The sequence below is a fragment of the Aequorivita sp. IT1282 genome, assembly GCF_058068205.1.
In genome coordinates, this window is sequence record NZ_JBYRHR010000003.1 from 292,259 (window position 1) to 311,736 (window position 19,478).

Annotated in this window: 20 protein-coding genes and 1 tRNA gene; 11 read left to right on the top strand and 10 right to left on the bottom strand. The window is 36.9% G+C overall.

The genetic code is table 11. The annotated features are described in order from the left end of the window. The first annotated feature begins 34 nt into the window (after positions 1-34). The 9 genes from AC3RVG_RS08315 to AC3RVG_RS08355 all read left to right on the top strand — a co-directional run bounded on the left by AC3RVG_RS08315 (position 35) and on the right by AC3RVG_RS08355 (position 9,127). Positions 35-2,446 carry a heavy metal translocating P-type ATPase gene (locus AC3RVG_RS08315; protein WP_489690988.1) on the top strand — a complete coding sequence of 804 codons (2,412 nt, stop codon included), beginning with the start codon at positions 35-37 and terminating at the stop codon, positions 2,444-2,446. Between the two features lie 56 nt (positions 2,447-2,502). Then, positions 2,503-2,754, top strand: a complete 252-nt coding sequence (ccoS, locus tag AC3RVG_RS08320; RefSeq protein WP_489690989.1) for a cbb3-type cytochrome oxidase assembly protein CcoS — start codon at positions 2,503-2,505, stop codon at positions 2,752-2,754. Between the two features lie 13 nt (positions 2,755-2,767). Beyond that, positions 2,768-4,969: a cytochrome-c oxidase, cbb3-type subunit I gene (gene ccoN / locus AC3RVG_RS08325; protein WP_489690990.1), complete on the top strand. Its 2,202-nt coding sequence runs from the start codon at positions 2,768-2,770 to the stop codon at positions 4,967-4,969. A gap of 2 nt (positions 4,970-4,971) precedes the next feature. Continuing rightward, positions 4,972-5,169 carry a CcoQ/FixQ family Cbb3-type cytochrome c oxidase assembly chaperone gene (locus tag AC3RVG_RS08330; protein WP_489690991.1) on the top strand — a complete coding sequence of 66 codons (198 nt, stop codon included), beginning with the start codon at positions 4,972-4,974 and terminating at the stop codon, positions 5,167-5,169. Positions 5,170-5,254: 85 nt separating this feature from the next. Next, positions 5,255-6,148 carry a cbb3-type cytochrome c oxidase N-terminal domain-containing protein gene (locus AC3RVG_RS08335; protein WP_489690992.1) on the top strand — a complete coding sequence of 298 codons (894 nt, stop codon included), beginning with the start codon at positions 5,255-5,257 and terminating at the stop codon, positions 6,146-6,148. 74 nt (positions 6,149-6,222) lie between these two features. Next, on the top strand, positions 6,223-7,644 hold the full coding sequence (ccoG, locus tag AC3RVG_RS08340) for a cytochrome c oxidase accessory protein CcoG (protein ID WP_489690993.1): 1,422 nt from the start codon (positions 6,223-6,225) through the stop codon (positions 7,642-7,644). 70 nt (positions 7,645-7,714) lie between these two features. Further along, positions 7,715-8,167 (top strand): FixH family protein, encoded by a 453-nt coding sequence (locus tag AC3RVG_RS08345; protein ID WP_489690994.1) that lies wholly within the window; start codon positions 7,715-7,717, stop codon positions 8,165-8,167. Positions 8,168-8,210: 43 nt separating this feature from the next. Then, a complete protein-coding gene (locus AC3RVG_RS08350; protein ID WP_489690995.1) occupies positions 8,211-8,954 on the top strand; it encodes a sulfite exporter TauE/SafE family protein in 744 nt (247 codons plus the stop codon). Between the two features lie 5 nt (positions 8,955-8,959). After that, positions 8,960-9,127 carry a hypothetical protein gene (locus AC3RVG_RS08355; protein ID WP_489690996.1) on the top strand — a complete coding sequence of 56 codons (168 nt, stop codon included), beginning with the start codon at positions 8,960-8,962 and terminating at the stop codon, positions 9,125-9,127. Positions 9,128-9,453: 326 nt separating this feature from the next. On the opposite strand, the gene AC3RVG_RS08360 is transcribed toward AC3RVG_RS08355, so the two are convergent. The 7 genes from AC3RVG_RS08360 to AC3RVG_RS08390 form a co-directional block, all read right to left on the bottom strand. Then, complete coding sequence (locus AC3RVG_RS08360; protein ID WP_489690997.1) at positions 9,454-10,074, bottom strand: SCO family protein; 621 nt, start codon at positions 10,072-10,074, stop codon at positions 9,454-9,456. An 11-nt stretch (positions 10,075-10,085) separates the two neighbouring features. Further along, on the bottom strand, positions 10,086-10,850 hold the full coding sequence (locus tag AC3RVG_RS08365; RefSeq protein WP_489690998.1) for a formylglycine-generating enzyme family protein: 765 nt from the start codon (positions 10,848-10,850) through the stop codon (positions 10,086-10,088). Between the two features lie 10 nt (positions 10,851-10,860). After that, on the bottom strand, positions 10,861-12,327 hold the full coding sequence (nirK, locus tag AC3RVG_RS08370; protein ID WP_489690999.1) for a copper-containing nitrite reductase: 1,467 nt from the start codon (positions 12,325-12,327) through the stop codon (positions 10,861-10,863). A gap of 41 nt (positions 12,328-12,368) precedes the next feature. Then, positions 12,369-13,646: an alginate export family protein gene (locus AC3RVG_RS08375; RefSeq protein ID WP_489691000.1), complete on the bottom strand. Its 1,278-nt coding sequence runs from the start codon at positions 13,644-13,646 to the stop codon at positions 12,369-12,371. A gap of 110 nt (positions 13,647-13,756) precedes the next feature. Continuing rightward, positions 13,757-15,121 carry an oxygen-independent coproporphyrinogen III oxidase gene (hemN, locus tag AC3RVG_RS08380; protein ID WP_489691001.1) on the bottom strand — a complete coding sequence of 455 codons (1,365 nt, stop codon included), beginning with the start codon at positions 15,119-15,121 and terminating at the stop codon, positions 13,757-13,759. Between the two features lie 71 nt (positions 15,122-15,192). Continuing rightward, complete coding sequence (locus AC3RVG_RS08385; protein WP_489691002.1) at positions 15,193-15,336, bottom strand: hypothetical protein; 144 nt, start codon at positions 15,334-15,336, stop codon at positions 15,193-15,195. A gap of 157 nt (positions 15,337-15,493) precedes the next feature. Further along, complete coding sequence (locus AC3RVG_RS08390; protein WP_489691003.1) at positions 15,494-15,976, bottom strand: YciE/YciF ferroxidase family protein; 483 nt, start codon at positions 15,974-15,976, stop codon at positions 15,494-15,496. A 247-nt stretch (positions 15,977-16,223) separates the two neighbouring features. On the opposite strand from AC3RVG_RS08390, the gene AC3RVG_RS08395 reads away from it, so the two are divergent. Beyond that, positions 16,224-16,430: a hypothetical protein gene (locus tag AC3RVG_RS08395; protein ID WP_489691004.1), complete on the top strand. Its 207-nt coding sequence runs from the start codon at positions 16,224-16,226 to the stop codon at positions 16,428-16,430. 292 nt (positions 16,431-16,722) lie between these two features. Here AC3RVG_RS08395 and AC3RVG_RS08400 read toward each other — a convergent pair. Next, a tRNA-Pro gene (locus tag AC3RVG_RS08400) sits at positions 16,723-16,796 on the bottom strand. Positions 16,797-17,128: 332 nt separating this feature from the next. On the opposite strand from AC3RVG_RS08400, the gene trxB reads away from it, so the two are divergent. Then, on the top strand, positions 17,129-18,091 hold the full coding sequence (gene trxB, locus AC3RVG_RS08405; protein WP_489691005.1) for a thioredoxin-disulfide reductase: 963 nt from the start codon (positions 17,129-17,131) through the stop codon (positions 18,089-18,091). A gap of 66 nt (positions 18,092-18,157) precedes the next feature. Here the strand turns inward: trxB and AC3RVG_RS08410 are convergent, their stop codons facing one another. Then, complete coding sequence (locus AC3RVG_RS08410; RefSeq protein WP_489691006.1) at positions 18,158-18,589, bottom strand: hypothetical protein; 432 nt, start codon at positions 18,587-18,589, stop codon at positions 18,158-18,160. 152 nt (positions 18,590-18,741) lie between these two features. Then, positions 18,742-19,461 carry a head GIN domain-containing protein gene (locus tag AC3RVG_RS08415; RefSeq protein ID WP_489691007.1) on the bottom strand — a complete coding sequence of 240 codons (720 nt, stop codon included), beginning with the start codon at positions 19,459-19,461 and terminating at the stop codon, positions 18,742-18,744. Positions 19,462-19,478: the final 17 nt, after the last annotated feature.

Genomic DNA, 19,478 nt, shown 5'->3' on the forward strand with positions numbered 1-19,478 from the left:
TTTGCTGCAGGTATAACGAGCAACTTTTAGATTAATGGTAAATTGTTTCCATTGTGGTGATCCATGTTTGGATGTTGAAATTAAGCATGAGGAAAAATCCTTCTGCTGCCATGGTTGCAAAACTGTTTTTGAAATTCTCCACAACAACGACCTAAGCTATTATTACGATATTGAAAAAACACCAGGAATTTCTCCCAAAGAAATTGCAGGTAAGTACGATTTTCTGGATAATGAAGCTATAGTTGAAAAATTGCTGGAATTCAATGACGGAAGCACACAAATTGTTTCGTTTTTAATACCGTCAATTCACTGTAGCAGTTGTATTTGGATTCTTGAAAATCTGAACAAACTCAATCCTGCCGTTAAAACTTCACAAGTAAATTTTCCCGAAAAAACGCTGCGAGTTACTTTTACGGCTGAAGAAAATTCCCTTAAAAATTTAGTGATTCTTTTAAGCAGAATAGGGTATGAGCCCTATATTTCACTGGATGATTCTGAGCGAAAGGAAAAATACATAAACCGAAGCTTAACCTACAAATTAGGCGTTGCGGGCTTTGCCTTTGGAAACATAATGTTTCTTTCATTTCCCGAATATTTTGAACATTCCGAATTTTGGCTGGATCAGTTTAAACCGTTTTTTCGATGGTTGATGTTTGCTTTTTCACTTCCTGTTGTTTTTTATTCGGGTAGTGGGTATTTCACTTCGGCATACAAAGGGCTTCGTTCAAAAATACTAAACATCGATGTTCCCATCGCTTTGGGGATCGCTGTTCTTTTTATAAGAAGCACCATAGACATTGTGTTCGATTTGGGTACGGGCTTCTTTGACAGTCTCTCAGGTTTGGTTTTCTTTTTATTGCTGGGGAAATTTTTTCAGCAGAAAACCTACAGTTACCTTTCTTTTGAACGCGATTACAAATCGTATTTTCCAATTGCAGTTACGCGACTTTTCAAAAATACCGAAGGAAAAACCGTAGAGGAGCAAGCTGAAGTTTTCACCGTTAAAAAAGGTAATCGGCTACTTATTCGCAATAACGAAATTATTCCCGTAGACGCTATTTTAATAAAAGGAAACGCGCTAATAGATTACAGTTTTGTTACGGGCGAAGCGGAGCCAATTACCAAAAAAAGTGGCGATAAACTTTTTGCCGGCGGCAAACAGCAAGCCGGTATTTTGGAAGTCGAAGTATTGAAACCCGTTGCGCAGAGCTATTTAACGCAACTTTGGAGCAACGATGTTTTCAGCAAAGACAACATAGGAATTTTCGAGTCTATTACAGATAGCATTAGCAAACGGTTTACCGTGGTGCTGCTTTCAATCGCTTTTATTTCCACCATTTTTTGGTTAATGTTCGATCCTTCAAAAGCATTTAATGTTTTTACTTCGGTTCTGATTGTTGCCTGTCCGTGCGCTATTGCATTGGCTGCGCCTTTTACTTTGGGCAATGTGCTACGAATCTTCGGAAGAGAAAAATTGTATTTAAAAGAAGCTTCCGTAATTGAACAAATGGCGAAGCTAGACACCATTGTTTTTGACAAAACTGGAACGCTAACAACCAATCAAAAAAACATTATAACTTATGAAGGTTTAGCGCTTTCTGCAGAAGAAAAACAACTGTTAACTAGCACGCTTCGTGCTTCCAGCCATCCGTTGAGTCGCTCTCTTTACAGTATTTTAGACAAGAATAACATTCAAACTTTAGATGAATTTGAAGAAGAAATAGGAAAGGGAATTTCTGCAACTTCAAATGATAATTCTATAAAAGTTGGATCGTACGAGTTTGTAGGATTTTACAATGAAAATACTTCCGAATTAAAAAATAAAACCACTGTTCACATCAGTGCTAATCAGGTTTACAAGGGTTGTTATGTTTTTAATAGTGAATACAGAAATAACATTTCTGAACTTTTTTCACAACTTGGAAATGACAAAGAAGTAATTGTGCTTTCGGGCGACAATGAAGGCGAGCGAGAGCGGCTGGAAACAATGCTTCCCAAAGGCACAAAGCTCTATTTTAACCAAAAGCCAGATAACAAGCTTAATTTCATAAAAACACTTCAGCAAAGCGGAAAACAGGTTTTAATGATTGGCGATGGGCTTAATGACGCTGGCGCTTTAAAACAAAGCAATGTGGGTTTTGTGATTTCAGAAAATACGAATGTTTTTTCACCCGCTTGCGACGGTATTTTGGATGCTTCGCAATTCAACAAAATTGGCGATTACTTAAATCTTGCCAAAAGTGGCGTGCAGATTATTAAGTGGGCATTTTTATTTTCTCTTGTCTATAATTTAATTGGATTATCGTTTGCAATTACTGGGCATTTACGTCCTGTAGTGGCGGCAATTTTGATGCCTTTGAGTTCCATCAGTATCGTGATTTTTACAACTATTGCCACACAGTTTATTGGCAAGAGATTAAGAACCAATATAAATAAGCAAAATTGACGAATGTCATATTTTAAGGACGTTTGCAGCAATATTTTTGAATATAATTTTTAAGTATGAACATAATTTATATGTTATTGGCAATCAGCGTTTGTGTGGCGCTCATCTTTTTTGCGCTCTTTATTTTTTCAGTAAGAAGTGGCCAATACGATGATACTTATACCCCTTCTGTGCGTATGCTTTTTGAAGATGAATTAGTAAAAGATGATATATCGCACAAGACTAAAAATTTAAAAGAAACTAAAACCAATCCAGAAACCGAACCTGCAACTCCACTTCGTACAGAAGCCACCGAGGTGCAGGAATAATTTTTTTAAAACTATGCAAACAGAACAGTTTTACTACGACAATCAGATTGTCAAAAAATTCGTCAATGCCACCATTTTTTGGGGACTCATTGGTATGAGCGTCGGCCTTTTGCTGGCCTTTATGTTTTTGTTTCCGAATATGACGGAAGGTATTTCTTGGCTCAGCTTTGGGCGTTTAAGACCATTACACACCAATGCAGTTATTTTTGCATTTGTAGGTAATGCCATCTTTGCCGGAGTTTATTATTCTTCGCAACGATTGCTAAAAGCACGTATGTGGAGTGATTTTATGAGTAATCTAAATTTTTGGGGCTGGCAGGCAATAATTGTTGGAGCTGCAATTACACTTCCGTTAGGTTATTCTACTTCAAAAGAATACGCCGAGTTAGAATGGCCTTTTGATATTGCAATTGCAATAATTTGGGTAGCATTTGGTGTTAACTTAATAATGACGATGGTAAAAAGACGCCAGCGTCATTTATACGTAGCATTGTGGTTCTATTTAGGAACTTGGGTTACAGTTGCTGTATTGCATATTGTAAACAGTATGGCAATTCCAGTAACTGCTTTAAAAAGTTATTCAATGTATGCTGGCGTACAGGATGCGCTGGTGCAGTGGTGGTACGGGCATAATGCGGTAGCGTTTTTCTTAACTACACCTTTTCTAGGGTTGATGTATTATTTTGTACCGAAAGCTGCCAACAGACCGGTATATTCCTACCGACTATCTATTGTTCACTTTTGGTCTTTAATCTTTATTTATATCTGGGCAGGACCTCACCACTTGCTATATTCTGCACTTCCAGAATGGGCGCAGAACTTAGGGGTTGCTTTTTCAATAATGCTTTTAGCACCATCATGGGGTGGTATGATAAACGGACTTTTAACCCTTCGTGGAGCTTGGGATAAAGTTAGGGTTGATCCAGTTTTAAAATTTATGGTTGTCGCAATTACCGGTTACGGGATGGCAACTTTTGAAGGCCCAATGCTTTCACTTAAAAACGTAAATGCAATTGCTCACTTTAGCGATTGGATTATTGCCCACGTACACGTAGGCGCCCTTGCTTGGAACGGTTTCTTGACTTTCGGTATGATTTATTGGATGGTGCCGCGACTTTTCAAAACAAAATTATATTCCATTAAACTCGCCAATGCGCATTTCTGGATAGGTACTTTAGGTATCATTATGTATGCTCTGCCAATGTACGTTGCAGGATTTATGCAAGCTTCTATGTGGAACCAGTTTAACCCAGATGGAACGCTAACGTATGGTAACTTCCTTGAAACAGTTACCCAAATTATGCCAATGTATTGGATGCGCGCCATTGGTGGAACGCTTTACATTACAGGAGCATTTATCTTGCTTTATAATATTGTAATGACGGCGAGAAGAGGTAGTAAAGTTACAGATGAATTGGCCGAAGCAGCGCCACTTGCACCAGTTACCAGAAAACAAACAACAGGCGAAGGCTACCACACATGGTTAGAGCGTCGCCCTATTAAATTGACAATTTATGCTACTATAGCCATTTTAATTGGTGGTATGGTACAGATTATTCCATCGTTGATGGTTGATGATTATGTGCCTATAATTTCAAGTGTGAAACCATATACGCCACTAGAATTGGAAGGACGTGATATTTACATACGTGAAGGCTGCGTGGGTTGCCACTCACAAATGGTAAGACCGTTTAGAAGCGAGGTAGAGCGCTATGGTGAATATTCAAAATCTGGTGAATATGTGTACGACCACCCATTTTTATGGGGAAGTAAACGTACTGGTCCAGACCTGCATCGTATTGGTGGAAAGTATTCAGATAACTGGCACTTAAACCATATGTACGATCCACAGAGCACATCGTCAGGTTCTATAATGCCGTCTTATAGCTGGTTGATAAATTCAGAATTAGACAAATCTGACACCGAAGCTAAAATGAATGCTATGGTTACACTTGGGGTTCCTTATACCGAAGAAGAAATAGCAAATGCGCAGCAATGGATGGATGAGCAAGGAACAAAAATTGAGAAAAACCTTTATAGCGATCCAGATTTTGTAACCACTTACGAAGCTAGCAAGAAATACGCTAAAGAAAACGGTGAAGAATTTATAGAAATGAAGGATCGTGAAATAGTTGCTGTTATTGCCTATTTACAACGATTAGGAACTGATATAAAAGTAAAAACCGCTGAAGATACTTCAGCCAAAAACGAATAGTTATGTTAAAGTTTATAAAAGGAAACCTAGAGAACATAGACAATGTTCAAATATATCCAATGATATCACTTTTAATATTTTTCTTCTTTTTTGTCGGGCTTTTTTATTGGGTAGTCACTGCAAAAAAGGATCATATAAGTGAAGTGAGCAATATTCCATTGGAAGACGATACTATCAACCAAAACGAAGAAACGTTATGAAATGCTTATTCACATATTTAAAATTTAAGAAGATGGCTTATTTGAGCATTTCATCTTTCACTAACCAAACTAATATTATCTACAAATGAAAACCACAGCATCATTTTTAAGGGTTATTGGCTTTATGGTCCTTGCCTTTTTTCTACTGGAAATTTCAATTGATTCGGCAGATGGTTGGGCAATACTAAAATATCCAATTATTTGGGCAGTTTTAGGAATGGTTTTATTTTTCGCCATTGCTTTAGAAATAGTTGTCGCGGCATTGCAAAGAGTTCTTTTTACAGGGCTAAACGATGAAGCTAAACAACGTTTTAATACAGCAGCCCAACTGCGCGAACAAAACCGTTTTGGCTGGTATAAAAGAAAGTATAATGATATGCTTGGTGCCAAGCCTATGGCTCAAGAACAGGAAATTGTACTAGATCATAATTACGATGGCATCCGCGAACTCGATAATGATCTTCCGCCTTGGTGGACGTACTTATTCTACTTTACCATTGTATTTGCGGTCGTTTATTTTGTTTACTATGAAGTTTTTGACGGTCCTAGCCAGATTGACGAATATGAAACAGAAGTTGTGGTAGCGGAAATTGCAATCGCTGAATTCAAAAAAAATAATAAGGATTTAATAGACGCTGAATCTGTTGAATTGCTAACAGATGCTGCTGATCTAGCTGCTGGTAAAACTATATATACCGAGAATTGCATAGCTTGTCATAAAGATTCTGGAGGTGGAGGAATTGGTCCAAACCTAACAGACGACAATTGGATTTTGGGTGGCGGTATTAAAAATATTTTCCATACAATAAGTGAAGGTGGCCGTGCCGGAAAAGGGATGATTGCTTGGAAATCTGACTTGAAACCAAGTGAAATGGCACAAGTGGCCAGTTATGTTATATCCTTACACGGAACCAACCCTGCAGACGGTAAAGAACCCGAAGGAGATTTATGGAGTGAAGAAACCGCAGCTGCTGAATAAAACAATTCAATATGCTATAGTTGTATTCTAGAAATCCATAACATTTCAAATCTAACATCAAAATAACTTAAAAATTGGACACTCCAGAAAACGAACGTTTCAGAGATAGTATTGGTACTATAAACGATGAAGGCAAAAGAGCTTGGGTTTACCCCAAGAAACCTTCAGGTAAATTGTATCAGTACAGAAAATACGTAAGCTATTTTTTGCTAGCCTGTTTATTTGCTGCTCCGTTTATTAAAATTAATGGTAATCAATTTTTGCTCTTCAATGTATTGGAGCGCCGTTTCAATATTTTTGGATTTCCATTTTGGCCGCAGGACTTCTATTTGTTCGTGATTATGATGGTTATCGGGGTCGTTTTTATTTTACTATTTACGGCTGCATTTGGAAGAATTTTCTGTGGATGGATTTGTCCGCAGACCATTTTTATGGAAATGGTTTTCAGAAGAATTGAATATTGGATTGATGGCGATAGAGGTGCGCAAATGCGTTTGGCAAAGCAAGACTGGAATGCCGATAAGATTAAAAAACGGGTTCTAAAATGGTTCATTTTCTTTATCATTTCGTTTTTAATTGCCAATGTGTTTTTAGCTTATTTTATAGGAAGCGACCGCTTAATACAATACGTTTTTGAAGGCCCTTCAGATCATATAAGTACATTGATTTCATTACTGATTTTTACAAGTGTTTTCTATTTTATCTTTGCATGGTTCCGCGAGCAGGTTTGTATTATAGCTTGCCCTTATGGCAGATTACAAGGCGTATTACTCGATAATAAATCTATCGTTGTTGCCTACGATCATAAAAGAGGCGAGAAGGAAGAGGGACGCGCAAAATTTAAGAAAAACGAAGATCGCGAAGCTTCCGGAAAAGGAGATTGTATTGATTGTTTTCAATGTGTAAATGTTTGCCCAACAGGAATTGATATTCGCAACGGAACACAGTTAGAATGTGTAAACTGTACTGCCTGTATCGACGAATGCGATAGTATTATGGAAGCCGTGAACTTGCCGAAGGGATTAATTCGCTATGCAAGTGAAGAAAATATAGAGAAAAAAGCGCCCTTCAAATTTACGCCACGACTGAAAGGTTATACCGCTGTTTTAGTAGTTTTAATTGGTGTTCTTTCTGGATTATTGTTTTTGAGAAGTGATGTGGAAGCAAATATACTTAGGCTTCCAGGCCAACTTTATGAGCACAAAGCAGACAATATGATAAGTAATGTTTTCACTTATAAATTGCTGAACAAAACTACAAAAGATATTGAAAAAATTCACTTTAAGTTGAAATCTCCGAAAGGGACAATACATACTGTAAAACAAGGAGAAATTTTAGTTCCAGCACAAGATTTAGCAGAAGGAACGCTCTTTATTGAAATCAATAATGCGGTCCTTAGTGGCGATAAAAATAGAGCGGTTATTCAAGTATTTAGTGGCGATTTATTAATTGAAACAACCAGCGTTACATTTTTGGGACCGCGGAGTTATAATTAAACTCGTGTCAATATAAACTTGAATTGCAAGCAGAAATAAAGTATAAAATATAACACTAAAGAATATCACGATGAAAATGAATTGGGGAACAGGATTAGCGATTGTATTGGTGCTTTTTATTGGTTTTATTATGTTTTTCGTTATAAAAATCAGTGCCGAAAAAAAGTACGATTACGATTTGGTAACCGAAGAATACTATAAAAAAGAAATGGTCTATCAAAAGGAAATAGACGACGAACAGAATTCGAATAACCTAAGCGGATCTATTTCTGGTGAAAGAACTGAAGCTGGATGGATGCTAACTTTTCCTGAAAATCTAGACTACTCAAAAATTACGGGTACGGTTCGCCTTTATAGACCTTCAGATAAAAAGCTCGATTTTCAACTGCCGCTGCAACTGTCTGCTAAAAACATACTCATACCAGACAATCGCTTGGTATCTGGTCGTTGGAATACAATTGTGCAATGGCGCTATGAAGGAGAAGATTATTTGTATAAAAATGAAATAGTTTATACCAAATAACTTCCCAAGGGAAATTGAAAATTGCGTATTGAAAATTAAATAAATGTTATACACCGCACTCATATTCGGATTATTGGGTAGCTTCCACTGCGTAGGGATGTGCGGACCCATTGCCTTTCTGCTTCCAGTAGATCGAAATAATAATGTTAAGAAAATAGGGCAGATTTTTCTGTATCATTTCGGAAGAATATTGGCTTATAGCATTATTGGATTGATTTTCGGATTAGTTGGAAAAAGCCTTAATTTATTCGGCTTTCAGCAACAGCTTTCAATTGCAATTGGCGTTTTAATGCTTTTGGTAATCTTTATTCCGCAACGAACTTTCAATAGATATAATTTTTCCAAACCTATTTATAAAATAGTTTCAAAAGTGAAGTCGGCACTGGGAAAGGAACTTAAAAAGAAAACGCCCGATACATTCCTGACCATTGGTTTTCTAAACGGTTTTTTGCCGTGCGGTCTTGTATATATGGCTGTTTTTGGGGCGATAGCTTCGGGCAATGCTTTGCAAGGAAGTTTATATATGGCAGTATTCGGGATGGGAACTATCCCGTTAATGACTTCAGCAATTTACCTGGGTAACTTTTTGAATGGGCAAGTGCGTCAGCGTATTCGTCGTGCAATTCCGGTGCTTATAGTAGTTATTGCGTGTCTTTTTATAGTTCGCGGCCTAGGCTTGGGAATTCCATATATTTCGCCTAAACCAATGACCGAATCTGTGGATGCAAATTATAATTGCCAACCCACCGTATCAGAAAATGAATTAATTAATAACCAAAAAATATAATGACTATGATAAATTTAATTTTACCACTGGCCAATTGGGGTATGGGCACCGCCATTATTATTTTCTTTGCTATATTATGTATTGCGCTTACCGCAATTGTAATTAGCTTTGTTATGGGAGGCAAAAAGAAGAATGACGATGACATTTCCTCTTCTGAAAATGAAAAATTCTAAAATATCCAACTGTTTTGTGCAGTCTAGCATTTTTTTAAGTAGTTTCGATTAACTATTAACCAATTCCACAAAAGCAATTTAACCTGAAACCGATGATGTTTTTACATTCTACATTTTGGTCAGATTTTACGAGCGGCTTAGTTGCAGGCGTAATTTTAATTGTGGTATTGGCTATTGTGGTAGGTATGATTCTTCACTATACGAATCGTCGGAAAAGGAAAAAATTGATTTATAAGTGGAAAAGGAAAAAGATTAAATCATAGAAGCTAGATTAGTGGTGAGTGTTTTTCACTTTCTCTGCTCTCTACTCTATTTCATAAAATAAATTACTTCGCCAAATCAACAATGGCTTGCACAGTCTCTTTGTTATCTACACCTAAACCTTCCTGTTGATGCGCCATTTCGCCATTTTGGTCAAAAACACTTATAATGTTTGAATGCGAAAAATCCATTGGTGAAATTTGTTTGTAATTAACAGCAAGAACGGCGGCAAATTCGCGGGTATCGCTTTCGGTTCCTCGTAAAAAGAGCCATTTATCAGCCTCCATTTCGTTTTCCTTAGCAAATGCTTTTAGTCTTTCAGGCGTATCGGTTTCTGGATCAATGCTCACAAAAACATATTGCACATCGTCCTTTTTGTCATCCGGCACCTGTTTTTCAATGTTACGCATATCGGCTACTAAACGCGGGCAGGCAGCTTTACAAGTTGTGTAAATCATAACCATAACCACCACTTTCCCTTGCAGACTCTTTAATTCAATCTGTTCGCCGTTTTGATTGGTCCAATTGGAGGGAAGATTGTAGATAGACATTTCGGGAATGCTTTCACCTTCACCTTTTTTTACTTTTGCGGTTTCAGTAATATCCGTTTTTTTTTCTGTTGAATTATTACAGGAAATTAATGCTCCTAAAGCGAGCATTATTACTATATATTTATAATTTTTCATCTTTACTTTTTTTAATTTTCAACATCTTTCGCACATCGAAATCCTAGATTTTGGGAAGAATAACGCGCTTTCATACTTCCTCTAAAGGCATACCGCATAAAAGCAGCATAGTTCATTAAATCTGATGCGCCAATTGCCGCGCTTCCGCAGAAAAGGTTTGAATCTTTATCAACGTCTTTTCGAGATTCTCCCGAAATTAACACCGAATTAAAATCTAACGTCCATTCCCAAACCAAACCGTGAAGGTCATAAATGCCCCAATAATTCATAAAGGTTTCACCAATAGGATTATTGTACGTTCTTGGTGTTTCATACCAACCTAAAATATACTGATTGTATTTTTCTATTTTTCTTGCATCGGGAACATCTTCATTTGCCATTGCTGCAAACTCCCATTCGTCCATGGTAGGTAGCCGTTTGCCTTGACACTCGCAGTATTTTTTGGCAGCAAACCAAGAAACATTTGTTGCTGGAGCATTTGGCAGGCCTATAAAAGTACCATCATCCTTCCATTTGGTTAAATAGCTTTTATCAGCAAATAAGGCCTTAATATTGCTTTTTTTCCATTCTGGGTTTTCCTGTACAAATTTTAAGTAATCTGTATTTGTAACTGGAAACACATCCATTTGGAAAGGCTCAATTTTTATTAGTTTTCCTTCGGCGCCGTAAAGCGGTAAATAAACACCGCCTTTTACCATTGCCATTTCACTATTTTGAGCATTAATTTCAAAAAATAATGAAAGGAATACGATAAGGGCGGTGCTATAAATCTTCAATTTGATCAATTTATTTGTTTCTAACGGCTTTCACCATTTCAGCAGTAACTTCTTTTTTGGAGTTTCCCCAGCTGTTATAAACGTACGTCAATACACTTGAAACATCCTCATCACTTAATGCCTGAGCGGTCATAACACTATTGTATTTTTTACCGTTTACTGTAATTTCTCCAGTTTTACCGTGTAATATAATATCGATTGCGCGATTAATATCGGCATTTAAGTAATCTGATTTTGCCAAAGGAGGGAAAGCACCTTCAATTCCTTGCCCGTTTGCTTGGTGACAAGCAACACAAGTTGCCATATATTTGTCTTTACCAAAAGCCATTTGATCTTCAAAACTTAAAGCTTTTGCTTCTTCTTTTATAACCTTTGCGCCACCCGTTGGCATAGATTGTATTACGCCACCTTCAGGCAGGTAGATTCCGTCGCGTATTTCGCCAGAATAAATAGTTTTATTTTCTTCACCTTCTACTTTCAACATTGCCAAAGCACCTTTGTTAAAAGCTCTAAAGATGGAGTGGTCAACAATTATAAATGTTCCGGGAACATCCACACGGAATTCTACGATTGCTGCTCCACCAGCAGGTATCAACGTAGTCTGTACGTTAGTGTTTATTAGATCGCCTCCTTCAACATGAACTTTGTCAAAAATTTCTCCAATAACATGGAAGGATGAAACAAGACCTGGACCACCATTACCTACAAAGAGACGTATTTTCTCGCCCACTTTTGCAGTTAATGCATTATCTCCTGTCATAGCACCAACATGGCCGTTAAATACCACATAATCTGGGGTTTCATTAATTGCTTTCTGCATATCGAATGCTTGCATGCCGCGTTCGCCATATTTACCTTCTGTATAGAAATCGCCTTGCATTACGTAATATTCTTTATCAACGGGCTCCAAACCACCTTCTGGCTCAACTAAAATTAGACCGTACATTCCGTTTGCAATATGCATTCCCACTGGTGCGGTAGCACAATGGTAAACATACAATCCAGGATTAAGTACTTTAAAAGAAAAAACTTTTTCGTGTCCTGGAGCAACAAAAGAAGATTCTGCTCCACCTCCTGGACCATTCACAGCGTGAAGGTCAATGTTGTGAGGCAACTTGTTATCTGGGTGATTTTTAAGGTGAAATTCTACCTCGTCGCCCACGCGGGTACGTATAAAACTTCCAGGAACGGTACCGCCAAATGTCCAATAAACATATTTTACGCCACTTGTCATTTCACCTTCACGTTCTTGAATTTCAAGATCTACAATCAATTTTTTCGCCATACGTTTTCCAACAGGGGTTGGAACAAATGGTGGTGAAGTAAGTTCTGCAATCATTTCTTGATTTACAGGAATATCTACGGTGTCTTTATATTTTTTATCAGACTGATCATTTACGCAGCTAGTTAGTAAGACCATAGCTCCTATGCCGACGAGCACTTTGGTAACGACTAATTTTTTAAAGTTTGTTTTCATGGGTTGGATTTTATTGGTTAGTTATTTAGATGTTTTAAGCTTTAATTTATTTCTGTATTTTGATTCTGCCAAGTAAATAATACGGGATCAATCGTCACCATTATCCACGCCCAGTTATTGGAATTTCCATCGAAATTATTCTTGATAGTTTCAATTCCTTTTGAAGCAAAAAATTGTGAATATCCGGCCTGAATCCCAGTAAACTCACTCATTTTCAGTGAAGTTACTAAATCTACTTCGAACCCCAGCTTATTTGAAGTTTCGTTTATCATTTCCGCGGCGGCAAAAAATTGATGGAAGGTAGCTTGAAGACTAGATTTTTTGTTGAAAGCATACTTAATATTCGCATACCCATCAATTAATCCCACATTGCTGAGGTGATTACCAACGTAGAAATAATCCATATACCCATTGAACTTGTGGTTGGTTCCATAGAGTGGGTTAAAAGCATTATTTTCCCCGTTCGCAGAAGCACCGTTATCATTCCCACTTTGTAATTCGCCACCTAAACCAATATTTAGTTTTTCGGTTACATCGTATTTTGCTTCAAGCGATAGGAGGTAAGCATTAAGGTCATTATTACCAACGTCTGTCCCAAATTGATAATACATATTTGAAGCAAAATTGAACTTAGCTACATTCGCTTTTAAATGAATTCCGGCGGTTTGGCTGTAACGTGTTTCATTATTTGACTCTTCAATTTCATCAATATATTGCAGTCCATTATTCAAAAACAGAAAACTTGCATTCAGCTTTTTCCAGTCTTTATGAAGCCATATATATTGAAGGCTTTTGTATGTGTTTGTGGTTAAAACGTTTCCCGTCAAGGCTTCTTTATTTTGATTATAAGCAGCGCCAAGGTGCAATTTAATAGCATTTGACTCGTACTTTAAAACTGCAGCATCATGACTTCGACCCTGCTGTGCCCAATCTACATTCCCGAGGAAACGCGAATCGTCGTAAACTATTTCTTGTCTTCCTATTTTCAAAAATAAATCTGGCGTTAAAGGAATTTCACCCCAAGCTTGGTGAAGCGAAAATCCGTTTTCGTCTGCAACGTTCAATTGTGGTACATCGCCCCAAACACGTACATCTTGCGGACTTAAATAGAAATGAAGTTTTTCAGTTTTAAACCCAAAATTAAGGCGTGTGCGTTGCGACACAAATGCAGCAGGATCTGCATCATCTGGGAAAAGTGTTTTGTAACCGTGCCTAAATTCAAACCTTGGTCTGAGCTCTGCATCCACTGTAAATTGTGAAAAGGAAGAAGTGACTGTGAAAAATATAATTAATGAAAAAGTAGTTTTTAGAAAGTTCATCTTTAAATTGATTTCAGATACAAAAATCTTATTTATGAGTGAAAGTAAATATGACCTTTATCAACTTTAGAAAAGTTTTTTAAAAACTTGTAGACCGATTAACGCGCAATTTAAACCGTCATAGAAAACAGTTGGGTTTCTGGTTGGTTGCGTTGTAAAAGTAAATCGAAAGCCATACAAATATTGCGCACATACGGACGCCCTTTTTCTGTAATTTGAAGTTTTTCGGAAGTGATTTCTATCAAACCATCATCTTCCATTTCCCTAATTTTTTCGAGAACATCGGGCAATTCTTTAAATTGAAGCGATTCTTCTTCCCAAGAAGTTTCCAATTTGCACATCATATTCAAAATGTGTTTTCGTATCAGTAAATCTTCTTCGTTTAAAATATGGCCGCGATAAACTGGGATGATATTTTGGCTTACCAATTCTTGGTATTCCTCTACATTTTTTACATTTTGCCCAAAACTATACCAGCTGTCGCCAATGGCAGAAACCCCAAGCCCGAGCATTAATTGTGTTTTGCTATCGGTATAACCCATAAAGTTGCGGTGCAGAGTTTTACCCTCCATCGCTTTGAAAAGGCTATCGGTTTTTAGAGCAAAGTGATCCATGCCAATCTCAATATATCCGGCTTCCTCCAGCATTTTCTTGCCCGTTTCATACATCTCACGTTTTTCGGTTGCGCTGGGTAAATCTTCATCTTTAAACCCGCGTTGCCCGTTTCCTTTTATCCACGGCACATGAGCGTAGCTGTAGAAAGCAATGCGATCTGGCATTAGCTCTTTGGTTTTTTCAATAGTATAAATAATGTGTTCTTTTTTCTGAAAAGGAAGACCAAAAATAATGTCGTGTCCCACAGAAGTGTAGCCAATTTCACGGGCTTTTTCAGTAACGCGTTTCACATTTACAAACGGTTGAAGCCTGTGAATTGCAACTTGAACGGTTGGATTATAATCCTGAACACCGTAGCTTACCCTTGTAAATCCGCAGTCAAAAAGTGTTTGAAGATGCGCTTCGGAAGTATTATTGGGATGACCTTCAAAACTGAAGGAAGGATTTTCGGCAATAGTTGCATCTCTAAAAATTCCCTTGAGAAGCAATTTTAAATTTTCGGCTGAAAAAAATGTTGGTGTTCCGCCGCCAAGGTGCAATTCTTTTATAATTGGTCGTTGAGGAAATAATTCTAAATAAAGTCGCCATTCGTTTAAAACAGATTCTAAATAGGGCGTTTCAACATTGTGGTTTTTGGTAATGCGTTTGTTGCAACCACAAAATGTACAAAGGCTTTCGCAGAAAGGGAGGTGGATGTAAAGACTGATGCCTTCTTCGGAATTACTTTCAGAAAAGCTTTTAATGATTCCTTTTTTCCACTCTTTAAGGGAGAAGTCATCATTTTTCCAATAGGGAACTGTGGGATAACTAGTGTATCGTGGACCAGCTACGTTATATTTTGAAACTAAAGTACTTTGCATGCCTTTTTAATTGAGCATACAAAAGTACTTTTTGAGCCTCTAGTGTAAAATGATAAATGTCAGCTAGAACTTTATTCGTCCTTTTTGGTATTGGCTTTTTTCCCTTTTGAATCTGGAATGTGTTGCCCTTTCTTCTTTTCAGCTTTCTCTTTTTCTACTTCTCCGTATTGGTTGTGATCTCTTTTTTTATCAAAACCATCTTGTGTATTTCCCATAATCTTTGTTTTAAATGATTATTAATTTTTTATGTTTTAGTTTATTCACTTCATTGTTTCAGAAAATTGATAAATCTGATATTCCCATTACGCTATCCAATTTTCTATTTAAAAAAAGCCCGCTATAAAACGGGCTTTTCAATTGCACTTAAATACATTACTTAGCTTTGCTGTTAAGGCGTTTTTCTGCCAAATCGTTTAACTTCTTGTCGGCATTATATTCCTCATCCAACGTTTTTTGAAGTTTTTTAGCGATGGAATCATGACCCAATTCCTTTGCATAACGAACCGCGGTACCGTAACCTGAAATTTCATAATGCTCTACGCGTTGCGCCTCAGCGATCATTCCAGCGTTTTTAACGTCTTCGTCTTTAACTTCATCAAGAAAATCTTCTGCTTCCTTAATTAGGCCTTTCATTGCTTTACAAGTTTCGCCTTTTGGATCGATGTCTAATTCATCGCAGATTTCTTCTATGCGCTTCTTGTGTTCATTGGTTTCTTCTAAGTGATCTTCAAAGGCCTTTTTTAATTTGGCGTCTTTCGCATTTTTAACCATTTTAGGTAATGCCTTTGTTAATTGATCTTCAGCGCTGTAAAGATCCTTTAATTGGTGTTCGAATAATTCTTCTAAGTTTTTCATATTGTAGTTTTTTTATTAGTGAAATAAAATTAGTAAGAAGAATAATAGCTAGTATTTACCTTTAAAATACTTTAACAAATTTCAGTTTTAGGCGACAAAATTTTTGAAACCAGAAAAAATTTCATTTTAATTGTTACAGTTAAATTATCACTAAATGATTCTAAAGAATTTGTTATAAGATATTTACCTGTACTAAAACCTCATTAGCTTTATAGAACAAAAAAAAATAATTCTAAATCTTATTGTTATGGAAAATTCAAATGAAAGAAATCCCCAAGTTGAACAAGGTCGTCAAGGGAATAATCAGCAAAGTCAAAACACTCCCAACAATCAAAGAGATCAGCAATTACAGCAGAATCAAAACCCGGGAGTTGGTAACAGAAACAATCCAAATGAAAATCAGAAAAATCAAGATCCAACCCGCAGGGGAGAAAATTGGCAAGAGGAAGAATAGCATTGAATGCTATGCCTTATTTTAATTCAATCTAAAGCCTTCATTTTTTAAATGGAGGCTTTTTAATATTGAGAAAAACTACCCCCAAAAAAAAAGAAGACACCATTTAAGATGTCTTCTTTAATAATGTCGGGATGACAAGATTTACAGAATCTTAATAAACCCTTAGTGCAAATGTAAAATGAACGCCTGTCGCGTTCTCATTTTTTATTCCGTCCACTTTCAAAAACACGCTTTTGACGTTTCCGAAAATAAAAAATGACCTAGTTAAGCTAGATCATTTTTCGTTAAGTCGGGATGACAAGATTTGAACTTGCGACCCCACGCCCCCCAGACGTGTACGCTACCAGGCTGCGCTACATCCCGAGTTTTAAAATTCAATTTCGAAAGCCTTCGAGATTAAAATTTAGAACGGCAAAAATAGTCAAATATTAATGCTTTGCAAGTACCCTTTAAGGTAATGGTGGAATATTTTGGAATGGTTCAATTTCAAATATATTTTCCATTTTCAACACGTGTTGCTAGTATGCTGTGATTTTGAATTTTATGAAAAACCGTGTGGGCGCTGGCTTATTTCAAAATAATCGACCAAATAATTAATATTAATACATCGATAGTAAATCTTCATAACTTTTAGAATGGCATTCTTTTGAAAGTTGTTATTTTTACCCTTCGAAAAAACTACTGAAAAACATATTATGAGCGAAACTATTGAAAGAATAAAATGCCTTATTATTGGTTCAGGACCAGCGGGATATACTGCTGCCATTTATGCTGCACGAGCAGATTTAAAACCTGTTATGTACACAGGAATGGAGCCTGGAGGGCAATTAACCACTACTACTGAAGTTGACAATTTTCCAGGCTACCCTGAAGGAATTGATGGCCCAACAATGATGGTGCAACTTCAACAACAAGCAGAACGTTTTGGAACCGAAGTGAGATTTGGAATGGTAACTAACGTTGAATTCAGTGATGTTGTAGGTGGAATTCATAAAGTGACTGTAGATAACAGCACCCAAATAGAAGCTGAAACAGTTATTATTTCAACAGGTGCCACTGCAAAATATTTGGGACTTCCTAGCGAACAAAAATTACGTGGAGGTGGAGTATCTGCCTGTGCAGTTTGTGATGGTTTTTTCTATAAAAATCAGGATGTAGCAATCGTTGGAGCAGGTGATACCGCTGCAGAAGAGGCTACCTATCTTTCAAACATTTGCCGCAAAGTTACTATGCTGGTGCGTAAAGATTTTATGAAAGCTTCAAAAGCGATGCAACACCGTGTAAATAACACCAAAAACTTAGAAGTACTTTACAACACCGAAGTTGATGAGGTTTTGGGAGATACGGTGGTTGAAGGCCTAAGAATGGTTAACAACGAAACCGGCGAAAAGAAAGAAATTGAAATAACTGGTTTATTTATAGCCATTGGTCATAAACCGAATACTGAAATATTTAAAGGTCAGTTAGACATGGATGATACAGGTTACCTTATTACAAAAGGTAAATCTACCAAAACTAATATGCCTGGAGTTTTTGCTAGTGGAGATGTTCAAGATAAAGAGTATCGTCAAGCTGTAACTGCAGCAGGAACAGGATGTATGGCAGCTTTAGATGCTGAGCGTTATCTTGCGACTATAGAAACTGAAGTTACTGCCTAAAACGTTCTAAATACAGATAAAAAAAAGCCGCTATTGAAGCGGCTTTTTTAATGGCTATAATTTAAATTAGATTTTCGTAAACGTCAACAATTCAATATCGCCGTCGCCTCCGCTAATGTCTGAAAGTTCAATTTTCGCATTGCTTACAGATACAATTTCCCAGTCGTCGTTAATTTCGTTAAACGGGGTAGTTTCACTAAACTGCAAAACTAACTCTTCCATATCGCTAGAAGCATTATCATAAGCCCACGTTCCATTTTCAGTAAAAAGATCGTTTGTGGCAGTTACGGTTCCGTCTTCATTAAAATTAAACACGAAGCTTTCAAAATCTGCAGTGTGATCTGAATTTCCATCTATTAACTTACTTATCATCCATTCACCTTGTGGCAATGTGGTGTTAATTTGTTGAAACTCGCTGCTATTTGCATTCCCTGAATCATCTTCAGAACTGCAAGATGCAAATACAACTATGGCTAATAATATGATTATTTTTTTCATAATTTTTTTGTTTGCAATAAAGTTGAAATATTAACGATGAAAACCTCTTAAAATTATTATAAATAATAAAAGGCCTAACAGTATTTTATGAAACTGTTAAGCCTTTTTGGCTATTCGGGAGCTATTTAAAAATAAAAAGAATGTCGATAGCTTTACATTTTGTTCACGCTTCCCGAATGACTTTTATCTGAATTTACTGAAACTGGATTGCCATAATAGTTTATTTCACCAGCACTGCTTGCGCTCGTTTCTAATTTTTCCTTCACAGTAACCGTTACTTCCGCACCGCTGGAAGCTTCTGCTTTACAATTGATAACCAAAAGTCTCTTTGCGTTTATTTCACTGCCGCTAGAGGCATCTGCATTTAAAGAAGTAGCTTTTCCCGATACTTCCAAATCTGAACCACTACTGCTTTTTGCAACTAAATCTTGTGCAAAAACTTCTACTTTTAATTCTGCGCCGCTACTGCTTTTAAGATTTAAATTCTGACTTTTTATTACGGAATTCCCCGTTACTTCTGCGCCACTGCTGGCTTCAATACTATTAAGTTCTTTAAAAGTAACGTATATCTTTTTCGATTCTGAACGTCCAATATTTTCTGAAGTGGTAACGTGTAGTTTTCCTCCTTGAATGTTGGTTTCAATATATTGAAGTAAATTTTCATCAGCTTCAACTACAATTTTGTTTTCGGCGCCTTGGGTAAGGAAAACCTCTAATCCTGCGCTTCCGCGTACTTCAGTAAAATCTTCGGTAACTTCACGTTCCTCGGTCACTACGTTTCCGTTGCCTTTTTCACCATTATTAATATTAATGTTGCAAGCGCTAAACAATAGTACTGCGGTAATTGCGATTATAAAACTTGTTGTTTTCATTTCTTTTAGTTTTTGGT

Coding starts and splice junctions, on each gene's coding strand:
- AC3RVG_RS08315 (WP_489690988.1), top strand. CDS start 35: ATGGTAAATTGTTTCCATTGTGGTGATCCATGTTTGGATGTTGAAATT.
- AC3RVG_RS08375 (WP_489691000.1), bottom strand. CDS start 13,646: ATGAACTTTCTAAAAACTACTTTTTCATTAATTATATTTTTCACAGTC.
- hemN (WP_489691001.1), bottom strand. CDS start 15,121: ATGCAAAGTACTTTAGTTTCAAAATATAACGTAGCTGGTCCACGATAC.
- AC3RVG_RS08335 (WP_489690992.1), top strand. CDS start 5,255: ATGAAAACCACAGCATCATTTTTAAGGGTTATTGGCTTTATGGTCCTT.
- trxB (WP_489691005.1), top strand. CDS start 17,129: ATGAGCGAAACTATTGAAAGAATAAAATGCCTTATTATTGGTTCAGGA.
- ccoS (WP_489690989.1), top strand. CDS start 2,503: ATGAACATAATTTATATGTTATTGGCAATCAGCGTTTGTGTGGCGCTC.
- AC3RVG_RS08395 (WP_489691004.1), top strand. CDS start 16,224: ATGGAAAATTCAAATGAAAGAAATCCCCAAGTTGAACAAGGTCGTCAA.
- ccoN (WP_489690990.1), top strand. CDS start 2,768: ATGCAAACAGAACAGTTTTACTACGACAATCAGATTGTCAAAAAATTC.
- AC3RVG_RS08415 (WP_489691007.1), bottom strand. CDS start 19,461: ATGAAAACAACAAGTTTTATAATCGCAATTACCGCAGTACTATTGTTT.
- AC3RVG_RS08355 (WP_489690996.1), top strand. CDS start 8,960: ATGATAAATTTAATTTTACCACTGGCCAATTGGGGTATGGGCACCGCC.
- AC3RVG_RS08360 (WP_489690997.1), bottom strand. CDS start 10,074: ATGAAAAATTATAAATATATAGTAATAATGCTCGCTTTAGGAGCATTA.
- AC3RVG_RS08385 (WP_489691002.1), bottom strand. CDS start 15,336: ATGGGAAATACACAAGATGGTTTTGATAAAAAAAGAGATCACAACCAA.
- AC3RVG_RS08410 (WP_489691006.1), bottom strand. CDS start 18,589: ATGAAAAAAATAATCATATTATTAGCCATAGTTGTATTTGCATCTTGC.
- AC3RVG_RS08390 (WP_489691003.1), bottom strand. CDS start 15,976: ATGAAAAACTTAGAAGAATTATTCGAACACCAATTAAAGGATCTTTAC.
- AC3RVG_RS08350 (WP_489690995.1), top strand. CDS start 8,211: ATGTTATACACCGCACTCATATTCGGATTATTGGGTAGCTTCCACTGC.
- AC3RVG_RS08345 (WP_489690994.1), top strand. CDS start 7,715: ATGAAAATGAATTGGGGAACAGGATTAGCGATTGTATTGGTGCTTTTT.
- nirK (WP_489690999.1), bottom strand. CDS start 12,327: ATGAAAACAAACTTTAAAAAATTAGTCGTTACCAAAGTGCTCGTCGGC.
- AC3RVG_RS08330 (WP_489690991.1), top strand. CDS start 4,972: ATGTTAAAGTTTATAAAAGGAAACCTAGAGAACATAGACAATGTTCAA.